Here is a 13,218-nt window from a genome sequence, read left to right as displayed (position 1 = left end):
CAAAGCAAATTTATACTTATATTAATCTAAAAAGCTCCCAAAAATAGGTTGGGAGTTTTTAACGAATGCCAATAAACTTTTTGAATTTTGCAAAAAAACCTTTAGGTTCTTCAAAGGATAAGAGCGGCACCGATTCGCCAAGTATCCTTCTTGCGATGTTTCGGTAAGCAAGCGATGCTTTACTTGTAGGATCCAGAGCAATCGGTTCTCCTTTGTTGGAAGCGCGAATGACACTTTCATCATCAACGACAATGCCTAACAGCTCAATGGCGAGAACATTGACAATTTCATCAACATCTAACATTTCCCCGCTTTTGACCATATTTCCACGAATTCGATTAATAATTAACTTTGGCGGCTCTATGTCTTCCTGTTCGAGCAGTCCTATAATGCGATCAGCATCACGGACTGAAGAATTTTCAGGCGTTGTAACGACAATCGATTTATCAGCGCCAGCGACAGCATTTTTATACCCTTGTTCAATCCCTGCCGGGCAATCAATCAATACGTAATCATAATCTTGCTTAAGTTCATTAATGATGTTTTTTATTTGTTCTGGTTGAATGGCTGATTTGTCTTGTGTTTGTGCTGCGGGCAGCATGTAAAGACATTCGAACCGTTTATCTTTGATTAAAGCTTGCTTCAAGCGGCAGCGGCCTTCTGCTACATCAACAAGATCATAGATGATTCGATTTTCCAGCCCCATCACAACATCTAAATTTCTTAACCCAATATCCGTATCGACTAAGCACACTTTTTTATCTGAAAGTGCGAGTGCTGTACCTATATTAGCGGTTGTCGTTGTTTTTCCAACACCGCCTTTTCCGGATGTAATGACAATTGCTTCTCCCATTGTATTAGATGCTCCTTTCCCTATAGCCTTGTTAATTCTGACCGTAGCCAAGGTAGGGCTTGTATTTTTTCAAGTACGATTTGGTTTTTTTCTTTATCTATATATGCGCACTCCATGTCATGGCCCGAATCATTTGTATGATCTGGGGGCCTTGTGACGATATCCGAAATTCTAAGCTGGGAAGGCTCCATTCGTGACGCTGCAATGACGGCATCTATATTGCCATCTATTCCTGCATGGGCAATCCCTCTTAGCACGCCCATTATAAAAATGTTGCCGGTCGCTTCCACTTTTGCGCCTGGATTAATATCCCCTATTAAAAGCAAATCACCCGTTATGGATAACACTTGCCCTGAACGGATCATTTTCGCCACTGAAACGATTCGATTCTTTTTATGCATTTCTTCCGCTTCCACTTTCGTTATGACATTTGAATGAATGTCCTCCACGGAAAGATTTTTTTTCTTGCGTACAAGTTCAGAAATTTTATCAATTTGTTCTTGGTTTAAATACCGGTTGCCGGTTTCCAAAAAAACGGGGACAAGCCGGTTATCTTTGCTCTCACGTGTATTCACAGACAATTTTTCTTCAATTTCATACAGCAAGTCATCATAAGAGCAGCGATCATCTAGGATTAGGGTAAATCCTTCTTTCGTACCTTTGATTGTAACGTATTGCTGCTTTTCTACCATGATGATTCACCTCAACATAGGATATTCAACAACATGAAATCGAAATCCTTTTCTTCCAATCGAAAATTAGTCAATCTTGTCAATCAATTTTCGAATTGGGAAAAACATAAGAATAAAAAAACCGCTGTTTAGGATTAAACTTGGGAAAAGCCGTTCATAGAGAAATAGCTTTATTGGGAGTTGGACAATTCCCACTAATGTATATAAACCGTACACTTGAAAGTCAAGAATCGCTATCGCAATCATTGTAAGCAGCAATCCAACGATCACATTAACATGGATAATTTTGGCGGACTGGCCAACGATATATGCTGTAATCGCCATTGAAAACATATATACACCAACTAAGTCCGTATAAATAATGTCATACAGAAGACCTGTTACAATGGCATAAACAACGGCTTTAGGAATTGAATGATAAATCGCAACCAATACAATAATGACCATTGTAAAACGTGGAACTAACACCAATTCGGAACCGTAATTTTCAGGTGCAACGACTTGCATAACTGTTCCCTCAAACACGAAAAAAAAGAAAAGAAGCAAAGGAAGGAAAATACGTTTCAACGTTCCTCCTCCTTTTCTTGTCCATCGGTAATCACTTCCGCTTTCCTTTTCACGATCATCACATTATTAATATCGTAAAGATCGGCAGAAGGTTTAACGAGTGCAGATTGAGTTAACCCGTATTTATCGTTTTTCACTTCAATAATTTCACCAATCATTAAATTTGAAGGGAAAACACCTCCAAGTCCTGAGGTTACAACTTTAGCGCCTTTTTTCACTTCAATATCAATTCTTATATTATTAAAAAGCAACGCTTTTTTCTCGGGATCATATCCGTCAATAACTCCAAATATATCATGCTTGTCTTGTACGAAAGCGGAAACTCGATTTGTTCGATCAACATCGCTAATAAGTTGAACTGTGCTTGAGAATGGCTGGGCATTTTTCACTTTGCCGATTAAACCTGCTGGAGTCATGACAGCCATATTGGTCTCAACCCCATCCTCACTTCCTTTATCAATTGTAATGCGGTTGTTCCACCGGTCCGGAGAACGGGCAATGACGCTTGCTGAGATGATATTGTATTCCCGCAAGCTGTCTTTCTTTCCGACTAATTCCTTTAATTCATCATTCTCTTTTTTTATATCCTCATAATCTACTTTAAGTTTTGCATATTCATCCAATCTAGCTTTTAAAACTTTATTTTCATCATACATGTTTTTTAAATCGGAAATGTTTTCAAAGAAACCCGCTACTGCTTTAGCGGGTTTATAAAAGATGGATTGCACAAATGCAACCGAGTCTTTAAAAAACTGTTCGGGTTTGCTTAATGTACTTCTCTCTTTCATAGTAAAACCGATCATTGCAACAAGCACGATGATTGAGATAAGCAGGATAATCAGTCTTTTATTAGAAAAAAAATGACGCATGGAAACACCTACTTCAATTTGGAGGTTAGAAGTTAGAGAATAGAGGTTTGATTTGTTCTAACTTCCGGTCGTTAAAATTAGCGTGATTTCGAACGCGATGTGATGCCTGTCTTCGAACGAAGCAAGTGAAGATTTTCTAATGCTTTTCCTGTTCCAATCGCAACACACTCTAAAGGTTCTTCAGCAACGACAACAGGCATGTTGGTCGCTTCTCCTAAAACTTTGTCAAGATTTTTTAACAAAGCACCGCCACCGGTCAAAACGATGCCACGATCCATAATATCAGCCGCAAGCTCCGGCGGCGTTGTTTCAAGCGTAATTTTTACAGTTTCAATGATGCTGTTCACTGTTTCACTTAACGCTTCAGCCACTTCTTTTCCACTAATTGAAATCGTTTTTGGCAACCCAGTTAACAGGTCTCGGCCACGAATTTCCATTTCACCCATGTCTTCTGTTACAGAAGCAGATCCAATTTCCATTTTCAATGTTTCGGCGGTCCGTTCCCCAATCATAAGATTGTAGTTCTTTTTAATGAATTGAATGATCGCTTCATCCATTTCGTCTCCAGCCACACGAATCGAACGGCTTGTCACAATGCCGCCCAATGAAATGATCGCTACTTCGGTCGTTCCGCCGCCAATATCGACGACCATGCTTCCAGTTGGCTCCCAAACAGGCAAGTCAGCACCAATTGCAGCAGCAAAAGGTTCTTCGATTGTATACGCTTCGCGTGCCCCTGCTTGTCTTGTCGCATCTTCAACGGCACGCTTCTCAACAGCTGTAATTCCAGATGGAACACAGACCATCACATTTGGCTTGCGTGAGAAAAAGCCCTTTTTTTGGGCTTGCTGAATAAAATATTTCAACATCGTGGACGTCATTTCATAGTCAGCAATCACGCCATCTTTCATCGGCCTCACAGCAACAATATTTCCCGGTGTCCTGCCGATCATATTTTTCGCATCATTGCCAACAGCTTCAATTTGGCCAGTATCTTTTATAATCGCTACAACGGACGGTTCGCGGACAACGACACCTTTTCCTTTTGTGTAGACAAGCGTATTCGCAGTTCCAAGATCGATCCCCATTGCATTTGAAAATCCACCAAACATATATTAAAACTCCCTTCATTCCTAAAAGAGGTTGTTCAAAAACTACAGGGACTCACAGGATGTGAGTTGGTTTGAACGTTGACCACAGGACGTGGCCTTTCTTTCGCTGAAATTGGGCCCTTTATGCCCAAAGAGTGAAAGCAAATTAAAGACGAAAACCGTGCCCAAATCTCAAAAGTATCCCAGCTTCCATTAGAGCAGGATAAAAATAATCAACAAGTTCGATTATACTTTAAAAAGCATGAAAATGATAGGAGAAAATCGACTTATATAAAAAGTTCTATTTTGTATTCAAAAAGGAGGACAACGAGAGGATATTTCAACTAAAGGCAGGCCGCGTCTCTGTAGCCAACGTTGAAATGTCGCCATCCTGGCTCCGTCGAGGAAGCGTAGCTCTGAGCATCGAAGAGACGAGCAATACTTCTACGATCCGCTGCGAGTTGCGCCGAGGAATCAGGCTTCGGAGCAAAATGCTTGTAGACGCAGGTACATAGCTTCTTTCAATTAGTTGAGGAGCGGAAAAGCAAGCTGGCGAAGAGATTCGCAGCCTTAATTGAAGTTCGACTAATAAACCACGTCTTGTGATAACGTCGAACCGACTTATCTCCTGTAAGCCTCCGGGCTTTTTGAACAACCTCTTTTATGAAGCGCTCAAAAAGTGGCATTTTACTGTGAAAATTTTTCGGAAGGGAATATGAAAGGCTTGTGCTTAGACATAGCCTTTTTCTTTTAGGCTAATATATTTTTTGTCACCGATAATAAGATGGTCGAGCAGTTCCATTCCAATAAGTTTTCCACATTCGGCTAAACGTTTCGTGACATCGATATCTTCTTTGCTTGGGGACGGGTCGCCGCTCGGATGGTTATGAAAACATACAAAGGAAGCAGCAGAACGCCGAATCCCTTCTTTCAGCACTTCTCTCGGATGGACGATCGATGCATTTAAGCTTCCGATGAAAACAGTCTGTTTATGTATCACTTGGTTTTTAGTGTTGAGATACACACACACGAAGTGTTCCTGATTCAGAAAACGCAGTTCTTCCATTACATAATTCGCAGCATCTTCTGGTGAGCGAATCGTGTATTTTTCACTTGGATTTAAATTCCAGACGCGCTGGCCGAGTTCAATCGCCGCAAGAATTTGAACCGCTTTTGCTTCACCGACCCCCTTTATTTCAGTCAATTCTTCAATCGTAGCATCTTTTAATCGCCTCAAGCCTTCAAAATGCATAAATAAGCGTTGGGAAATTTCCAAAACGGATTCTTTCACAGTTCCTGTTCGGAGAATTATCGCAAGCAATTCTTGATTAGATAACGCCGCAGCGCCCCTGTTTACAAGCCTTTCCCTCGGCCTCTCCTCTTCTGGAACATCACGAATCATAATAGGAAATTTTTCCATGGCGTCACCTCTTCTATTTAATAAACGAAAACTGATAGAAAAATGTTTCTAGTTGTGGAAAAAATGGAGTAAAATCGAACGTGTTGACAAACGAAGGATCCTGCTCTAACGGAAGGCGGGATATGGAGTACTATTTTTTCAAAAAAAGCTCTTTAATGAAAGTTTAGCATATTCATTAAATAAAGAAAACTTGTCGATTGGCAAGCCTTATAGCGCAGACAGCGGTTTAGTACTCACTCGTTAATGCGGCTTTTCTTGGAGGTTGGAAATGCGAGGTGCGAATGGATTAAATTGGGAATTGCCGATTTATGCTTTCTTATTTAAAAAAAGAAGCAAACCGCCATTTTATCACGGTTTGCTTACTCACCTTGTACGATTTTCCTATATTCGATAAAAGCAGTGATTAAATGTTGCTCAGCTTTCCATCCGGTTTTTTTATTTTCATTGAGAGCTGCTGTAATCGCTTCATCTGCCTGTAATAATTCATCTGCGAAACCTGATGTAATGTCATCTTTATTTGCGCGTTCCCATTTTTCTTTCCATTTTTTAAGTTTTTCAGTAGTTTTTTTCTGGCTGCTTCCCTTTAATTGTCCGTCAAATAAAGCTTCTTTGTTTTTTATTAAATCAATGAGAAGTTGCTTTCCCTCTTCAATGAATTGAACCGTTTTTTCTTTATCAAATTCGGCTGAAGAAAGTGCTTCAATTTCTTTTGTATACGTCTCTTGGTCGATCTTTTCAAACTCGGCTGCAAGAGCTTCAATTTTCCCATCACTTGTTCCAATCGCTATATACATTCGGAATGGTTTTTCTGTTTCATCAATCACAGCTGCATAGCCTTTCTTTATTAGCGCATTTGAAAACTTCTCCGCTGATCCTTTCGTTTCAAAGGCTCCTCCTTGAATGACATAAAGCTTTAAATTAAGATTGGACGCCGATGTTGGAGAGGCAGCAGTCCGAAGTTCAGGCTTCATTGCTTGTCCTTCTACATTTTCAATGCCTGAGTTTTCGCCAGTAAACATCATTAACATTAACATGCCAAAGGTAGAGCCGATAAAAAGGGCTGTAACAGCGGATAGCCATACCTTTTTTATTGGAGCCAATTTCTTTTTGCTTTCCCGCAGCCATTTTCTCTTTTTTTTCGATACCGGCGTCTGGCTGTTTTCGATAGGATAACTTTGTTCTGGCGTTACTTCCTCAATAAAACGATTGTGGTGATGTTCTGTATCCTCGATCCGCTCAATTTGTTCTTTCCCGTTAATAACGATTGTAATTTGCCGGTGTTTATTTTCCATTGTCGTACCCGCTCCTTTGATGACAGCTTGTACGATCAATATATGATAGCTTGGCAAAATTATGATTAGAGGTTGTTCAAAAAGTCCGGAGATTCACAGGATGCTATTGTGAATTTCTGAAATAAAATAAAGAGAGCCTGTTACGATGATAACCGTGTTTTCGTCTGATGATGCAATCGCTTGATCAATGGCTTCCTTCGGATCGTCGATTGTTCTCGTCGCCTCCATTGTTGAAAATAATTGAAGTTTTTCCGGTCGGTGCGCTTTTTTATGGGAGAAAGACGTAAATGTCATTTCATCGGCAACTTTTTCAAGACTTGAAATCATTGTTTTAACATTTTTTGTTTCGAGCGCGGCAAAAATAATATGGATATGCGCATTGGGAAAACGATCTAAAATCATTTCCGTTAACTTCGCGATTGCTTCCTGATTATGGGCACCATCCAAAATCAGTTTCGGCTTTTCCATTACTTCTTCAAACCGCAGCTTGAGTTTTGCTTTTTTCAATCCTTTTTGAATATGTTCGAACTCAACGTTCAAGCCAAAGAAAGAGTACAAATAATCAAGTGACATTAGGGCTAGTGAAGCGTTTTGAACTTGGTGTTTCCCTTTCATAGAAATACAGAGCGACTCTTTCTTTGAAAATGGCGACTGAAAATCAAAACGTTCGCCATCGGCAGATGATTGTTCATTGAAAACATGGAACTCATGTCCCAGCCGATAAGTTTTCGTTAACTTTTCTTTTGCTCTTTTTTCAATAATGGATAACGCTTCTCCCTCTGCCGCAGTGACAACAGGAACCCCTGACTTTATGATCCCTGCTTTTTCCCTTGCGATGTCAGCAATTGTATCTCCCAGTACATCTGTATGATCCTCGCTGATATTCGTAATGATGCAAACCATTGGGTGAATCACATTCGTAGAATCAAGGCGACCCCCAAGCCCGGCTTCAAAAATAACGACATCCGGATAGGCAACTGTGGCAAAATATACGATTGCCATCATCGTCATGACTTCAAATTCGGTCGCCTGCCCGTATTCTGTTTCACCAAGCTCTTCGGCAAGAGGACGTAGTTTATTTGTAAGAGTAAGAAAAACATCATCTGGGATCGGCTCGCCATTTACAGCAATCCGATCCGCTGCTTTCAAAACATGAGGAGATGTGAATGTGCCAACTTCATGCCCGGCTTCCATCATGATTTGGCTTAGAAACTCGACCGTCGATCCTTTTCCATTCGTACCCGCAACATGAACTGACTTCAGCCTCCGTTCCGGGTGATCAAGTTTCTCAAGCATCCATTCCATTCTCTCCAGCCCAGGCTTTATACCAAATTTCAGCAGGGAACCTAGCCAATCCATTGCTTCATCCAACGTCTTCACGCAACCACTCTCCATCCACTTTAACCTTGTAACTCTTTGATTCGTTTCTCTACTAGCTTGCGTTTTTCAATATAGTCTCGTTCTTTCTGTCTCTCTTCTTCAACAATCTTTTCTGGCGCTTTTTTTGTAAATCCTTCATTCGAAAGTTTCTTCTGGACACGTTCCACTTCTTTTGTTAATTTTTCATATTCTTTATTCAATCTTTTTATTTCTTCCTCAAGATTAATTAGATCTTGAAGCGGCAAGTAAATTTCAGCACCGGTTATCACTTGAGTTACAGACTTTTCAGGTGCTTTCGCTTCTTTTGAAATCACGAGGCTGCTCGTATGGCAAAAACGTTTAATATACGATTCATTTTTTTGAAGTGTTGCTTCCGCCTGTTCAGTAAGCGGTTTGATTTCCATGGCAATTGGTTTGCTTGGCGCAACATTCATCTCTGCTCGTATATTTCGGTTTGAACGGATAACCTCTTGAATGAGTTTCATTTCTTCTAACGAATCAGGGTTATGCCATTCATTTTGTTTTTCAGGCCATTTCGCAACGGTTATCGAATCTCCTTCATGGGGCAAATGCTGCCAAATTTCTTCCGTAATGAAAGGCATAAACGGATGGAGGAGGCACATCGTTTTCTCCAAAACATAAGAAAGGACAGATCTTGTCGTTTTCTTTGCATCTTCATTGTCACCATATAACGAAAGCTTGGCCATTTCGATATACCAGTCGCAGACATCATCCCAAATAAAGTGATAGAGCTTGCTTCCGACTTCACCAAGCTCATATTTCTCACTTAAGTTTGTCACTTCTTCAATCGTTTCGTTCAATCTCGTTAAGATCCATTGATCAGCCAACGTTTTTTCTCCAGACAAATCAAGGTCACGATATTTTAATCCATCCATGTTCATTAAGGCAAATCGCGATGCGTTCCAAATTTTATTGGCGAAATTCCATGCCGCTTCAACTTTTTCCCAATAAAAACGCAAATCATGGCCTGGTGAACTTCCGGTAACGAGGAAATAACGAAGCGCGTCTGCCCCGTATTTGTCAATCACTTCCATCGGGTCAACGCCATTGCCTAACGACTTGCTCATTTTTCTGCCTTCCGAATCACGAACAAGGCCGTGAATAAGCACATCGTTGAATGGCCTTTTTCCAGTGAACTCGATGCCTTGGAAAATCATGCGGGCAACCCAAAAGTAAATGATGTCATACCCTGTCACTAAAACATCTGTTGGATAAAAGCGTTTATAATCATCTGCATCTTCATCAGGCCAACCCATCGTTGAAAAAGGCCAAAGTGCCGAACTGAACCATGTATCTAGCACATCTTCATCTTGATGCCAGTTTTCGCTATCTTCTGGCGCCTCATGCCCTACATAAATCTCGCCTGTTTCATTGTGATACCATGCAGGAATCCGGTGTCCCCACCACAATTGCCTTGAGATGCACCAGTCGCGAATGTTTTCGATCCAGCGAAGGTATGTTTTTTCAAAGCGCTCAGGAACAAAGTTTACTTTCCCTTCCGATTTTTGGAGTTCAATCGCCTGCTTCGCGAGCGGTTCCATTTTCACGAACCATTGCGTTGATAAATAAGGTTCTACGACTGCACCGCTTCGTTCTGAATGGCCAACGGAGTGAAGATGTTCCTCAATCTTAAACAATACTCCTTGCGCCTTTAAATCCTCGACAATTTTTTTACGGCATTCGAATCTGTCAAGCCCTTGGTAAGGACCGGCGTTTTCATTCATTGTGCCATCTTCATTCATGATAAGTATTCTTTCGAGGTTGTGGCGGTTCCCGATTTCAAAGTCGTTCGGATCGTGGGCAGGCGTAATTTTTACCGCTCCTGAGCCGAAATCCATATCAACATAGTCATCCGCGACGATTTCAATTTCACGGTTAACAATGGGAAGCATTACTTTTTTTCCGATTAAATGCTTATAGCGCTCATCGTCAGGATGGACGGCTACAGCCGTATCTCCAAGCATTGTTTCTGGTCTTGTTGTGGCGATTTCAATAGACCCTGTTCCATCAACTAACGGGTATTTCATATGATAGAAGGCGCCTTGGACATCTTTATAAATCACTTCAATATCAGATAAAGCCGTTTTCGTTTCTGGATCCCAGTTAATAATATATTCTCCGCGGTAAATAAGCCCTTTTTCATAAAGCTTGATGAACACTTCTCGAACGGCTTTTGAAAGCCCTTCGTCAAGCGTAAAGCGCTCGCGGGAATAATCAAGGCCAAGGCCGAGCTTCGCCCACTGCTTGCGGATAAAATCGGCATATTCCTCTTTCCATTCCCACGATTTTTCCAAAAACTTTTCACGTCCTAAATTATAGCGGCTTAATCCTTCTTTACGCAGCTGCTCCTCAACTTTTGCCTGTGTCGCAATCCCGGCATGGTCCATACCCGGCAGCCATAGCACATCATACCCTTGCATCCGTTTCATTCTCGTGAGCATATCTTGAAGGGTCGTATCCCATGCATGTCCCAAATGGAGTTTTCCGGTAACATTTGGCGGCGGGATAACGATGGTATAAGGCTTTTTATTCTTGTCGCCTGTCGCTTCGAAGTACCTTCCGTCAAGCCAATAGGCATACCAATTTGATTCTGTTTCCTTCGGATTATACTTTTTCGGCATTTCCATAATAATTCTTCCTCCGTCACGTTTATTTACTTTTGAATGTAAGCTTGTCCTTATTTAATGGATATTAGCGGGGCGATTTTGCCTGGAGAGAACCTTTTTTCGTTAGAAAGGCGACTACTTGACTCTGCATCTTTGTTGCCTTGCACCGAGGAAGCCTACAGCGGAGCATAGGCTAGTTAGACGCAGGTGCAAACTTATGCATTTCGTAATCACATCTTTGAACCGCTTCTCGGAAGGTAAATCGACCCGCGGGTGCGCATAATACAAGGGCAAAAAACAAAAAAACTTTCATCCGTAAAGGACGAAAGATTCCGCGGTGCCACCTTTTTTCACAGTGTTAACTGTACTCTTGTTCGGGTAACGGCTTGACCGGTTTCTTTTACTCATTAAAGAGAACTTGTAGATAATTTTCAAAGAAACTGCTTAAGGGCGACTTCAATGACGCTTACCTTAAGAAATCTTTCAGCAGATGATTTCTCTCTCTATAAGGCGCTCTTCACTTACTCTTCCCTCTCGTTGCTTTTTATAATCATTAATTTATTCAAATTTTACCTATAGTAGAGGGAATCGTCAAGTCGCGAACCATTTGTTATTCCTCACATATACTGTAAAAAATGCTGCGGGAGGGTGCTTTATGTTTGGGAGAAAGAAATTGTATTACCGCCGATTGAAATATCCGCCTTGGGTATTAACAATTCGAGACATTGCTGCACAAGTTTGTTTGCCTCTCGTCATTTTCCAGTTGATTCGGACACTCTTTTTTCCAACCGCTTTGGACGTAGTTCTTTTATTGGTTTTTGCAGCGATTACGCTTTGTTTAGCTCTGGAGTGGTTTTAAAATTTTATTTTCCTGCTTTTTTAACCGGAATATATAAGATTTGACCTTCTTCCACTTCTTCACGTTCGAGCCGATTTACTCTCGCGATCTGGCTCGGCTGTAACTCATAGACTTCAGCAATCGAATCAAGAGAGTCGCCTGGCTGAATGATTCGCATTCGAAGTTTCGAGAATTCCTCACCGTCCCTCGTTAACATTTTAGTAAGATATAATGCATTTTCATTTCGAGGTTCCTTTTTTGCTGTTTCCTCTTCTTCTATTTCTTCTTCACTCGTTACGATCTCTTCTTCCCTATTTACAACGTCGTCAATTCCTTCAGCTTCTTCCTGATCTTCATGAAAATCCATTGGAATGTCTATGTCTTTGTCCTCACTTGCCCGGTCAGCAGCATTGCTTAGCGATAGTAACGCATCGTTATCATTTTGATACGCTTGATCGAATTGCTTGTACGTTTCTTTTTCTTCTTCTTCCGTTCGGCCTTTCAGTTCAATTTGCGGGGTTTGTTCCAATACCTCCCGCTTTTCTAGGTTGTCATTCGTTTCATTCTCTTCTTCTCTTTCCATCTCAACATCTTGCTCCTTTATATTTATTTCAAAGGAGGATTTGTCAGATAAATAGAGTTCTTTCATTTTTTCAAATGGCTCGAGCCTGTTATCGTTTTCGATTTCTTTCGTTTCATTAAATTTTGATGTGCTCTCTCCTTTGATTCCAGAAATCGCGAGTTCCGCTGTCAATTGAAAGCATTGCTCATTAGGTAAATGATAATCAAATGAATTGACAACGACATAAACATCATCCAACTGATCGACTCTTTCAACCGGGATCGTAATTTCTACCGGGAACCGGTGATTAAATTCAGCTGTCCCATCATTTTGAACCCTGATGTCTTGTACAGTTCGAAATGAAAGTTGTTCATTATCGCTGTCATCAAAATCGTTGTTATTCTCTAAAATACGAAATTCACCGTTCAATCTAAGCTCACCTTTAATGAATACATAATCGCCGTCCTCTTCGACAGTAATTTCAGGTTCTAACGAGACGGATAAAATATCTTCAATTTCTTCTCCTTTTCTAAACCATACCGATTCTTCCACTGTAAAATGTAAAAGACTATCCATCATTTAGTCACTTCCTTTCAACCGACTAGGTACAGTACAGGTTATGCTGGCTATGGAATGATTATGATTAATCGATATAGAAAATCAGAGATAATTTCCAGCCACTGAAAACTAATCAACAAAATTTTTCCAACGATAAGCAGCAGGAATCCATTTTGGTGACAACATTAGGCAACAGCCTACAAGTAAATTCCCTGCCCCATATAAAACCATAGAAGGAAACAATGATTTGGGCGACAAAGCCATATGGCTATTTTTTTATATGAATTGAGAACGATTTGCCAAGTTTATTCAAGAATCAAAAAGGATCGGAATTTTAGATCCGACCCTCGCATAATTAACCTTATTTTCAATAATTGGCTAACTCAAGCCAACTGTTAATTAAACCTGAATTATTCATAGAAATTCATTGATGTCCTAGTAATGCTTATTTATCAAGTAGTCTAGATAA

Annotated in this window: 11 protein-coding genes and 1 other annotated feature; of the genes, 1 reads left to right on the top strand and 10 read right to left on the bottom strand. The window is 40.6% G+C overall.

Features of this window, described 5'->3' with window-relative positions; all coding sequences use genetic code 11:
• Nucleotides 1–58: 58 nt before the first annotated feature.
• From minD to DCC39_RS10450, 9 genes are all read right to left on the bottom strand, one after another.
• A complete protein-coding gene (gene minD / locus DCC39_RS10490) occupies nt 59–853 on the bottom strand; it encodes a septum site-determining protein MinD (RefSeq protein WP_116554853.1) in 795 nt (264 codons plus the stop codon).
• Between the two features lie 20 nt (nt 854–873).
• Nucleotides 874–1,545 (bottom strand): septum site-determining protein MinC, encoded by a 672-nt coding sequence (gene minC, locus DCC39_RS10485; RefSeq protein ID WP_116554852.1) that lies wholly within the window; start codon nt 1,543–1,545, stop codon nt 874–876.
• Nucleotides 1,546–1,611: 66 nt separating this feature from the next.
• Complete coding sequence (gene mreD / locus DCC39_RS10480; protein ID WP_116554851.1) at nt 1,612–2,112, bottom strand: rod shape-determining protein MreD; 501 nt, start codon at nt 2,110–2,112, stop codon at nt 1,612–1,614.
• Nucleotides 2,109–2,981: a rod shape-determining protein MreC gene (gene mreC, locus DCC39_RS10475; RefSeq protein ID WP_116554850.1), complete on the bottom strand. Its 873-nt coding sequence runs from the start codon at nt 2,979–2,981 to the stop codon at nt 2,109–2,111. The genes mreD and mreC overlap by 4 nt, the downstream gene beginning before the upstream one ends.
• 77 nt (nt 2,982–3,058) lie before the next feature.
• Complete coding sequence (locus DCC39_RS10470; RefSeq protein WP_116554849.1) at nt 3,059–4,093, bottom strand: rod shape-determining protein; 1,035 nt, start codon at nt 4,091–4,093, stop codon at nt 3,059–3,061.
• 709 nt (nt 4,094–4,802) lie between these two features.
• Nucleotides 4,803–5,492, bottom strand: a complete 690-nt coding sequence (gene radC / locus DCC39_RS10465) for a RadC family protein (protein WP_116554848.1) — start codon at nt 5,490–5,492, stop codon at nt 4,803–4,805.
• Between the two features lie 359 nt (nt 5,493–5,851).
• Complete coding sequence (locus DCC39_RS10460) at nt 5,852–6,784, bottom strand: hypothetical protein (RefSeq protein ID WP_116554847.1); 933 nt, start codon at nt 6,782–6,784, stop codon at nt 5,852–5,854.
• A 93-nt stretch (nt 6,785–6,877) separates the two neighbouring features.
• On the bottom strand, nt 6,878–8,164 hold the full coding sequence (locus DCC39_RS10455; protein WP_240613600.1) for a bifunctional folylpolyglutamate synthase/dihydrofolate synthase: 1,287 nt from the start codon (nt 8,162–8,164) through the stop codon (nt 6,878–6,880).
• Between the two features lie 20 nt (nt 8,165–8,184).
• Nucleotides 8,185–10,812 carry a valine--tRNA ligase gene (locus DCC39_RS10450; RefSeq protein ID WP_116554845.1) on the bottom strand — a complete coding sequence of 876 codons (2,628 nt, stop codon included), beginning with the start codon at nt 10,810–10,812 and terminating at the stop codon, nt 8,185–8,187.
• A gap of 294 nt (nt 10,813–11,106) precedes the next feature.
• Nucleotides 11,107–11,338, bottom strand: a binding site (T-box leader).
• 108 nt (nt 11,339–11,446) lie between these two features.
• Here DCC39_RS10450 and DCC39_RS10445 point away from each other — a divergent pair.
• Complete coding sequence (locus DCC39_RS10445) at nt 11,447–11,650, top strand: hypothetical protein (protein WP_116554844.1); 204 nt, start codon at nt 11,447–11,449, stop codon at nt 11,648–11,650.
• Between the two features lie 4 nt (nt 11,651–11,654).
• Here the strand turns inward: DCC39_RS10445 and spoVID are convergent, their stop codons facing one another.
• Complete coding sequence (spoVID, locus tag DCC39_RS10440) at nt 11,655–12,770, bottom strand: stage VI sporulation protein D (RefSeq protein ID WP_116554843.1); 1,116 nt, start codon at nt 12,768–12,770, stop codon at nt 11,655–11,657.
• Nucleotides 12,771–13,218: the final 448 nt, after the last annotated feature.

The organism is Pueribacillus theae (assembly GCF_003097615.1).
Lineage (GTDB): Bacteria > Bacillota > Bacilli > Bacillales > UBA6769 > Pueribacillus > Pueribacillus theae.
The sequence above is the reverse complement of the archived record's forward strand: the minus strand, read 5'-3'. Positions and strand labels throughout refer to the sequence as shown.

Excerpts from the sequence above, each read along its gene's own strand:
- spoVID (WP_116554843.1), bottom strand. The coding sequence starts at position 12,770 with ATGATGGATAGTCTTTTACATTTTACAGTGGAAGAATCGGTATGGTTT.
- DCC39_RS10460 (WP_116554847.1), bottom strand. The coding sequence starts at position 6,784 with ATGGAAAATAAACACCGGCAAATTACAATCGTTATTAACGGGAAAGAA.
- mreC (WP_116554850.1), bottom strand. The coding sequence starts at position 2,981 with ATGCGTCATTTTTTTTCTAATAAAAGACTGATTATCCTGCTTATCTCA.
- DCC39_RS10450 (WP_116554845.1), bottom strand. The coding sequence starts at position 10,812 with ATGGAAATGCCGAAAAAGTATAATCCGAAGGAAACAGAATCAAATTGG.
- DCC39_RS10445 (WP_116554844.1), top strand. The coding sequence starts at position 11,447 with ATGTTTGGGAGAAAGAAATTGTATTACCGCCGATTGAAATATCCGCCT.
- minC (WP_116554852.1), bottom strand. The coding sequence starts at position 1,545 with ATGGTAGAAAAGCAGCAATACGTTACAATCAAAGGTACGAAAGAAGGA.
- DCC39_RS10470 (WP_116554849.1), bottom strand. The coding sequence starts at position 4,093 with ATGTTTGGTGGATTTTCAAATGCAATGGGGATCGATCTTGGAACTGCG.
- minD (WP_116554853.1), bottom strand. The coding sequence starts at position 853 with ATGGGAGAAGCAATTGTCATTACATCCGGAAAAGGCGGTGTTGGAAAA.
- radC (WP_116554848.1), bottom strand. The coding sequence starts at position 5,492 with ATGGAAAAATTTCCTATTATGATTCGTGATGTTCCAGAAGAGGAGAGG.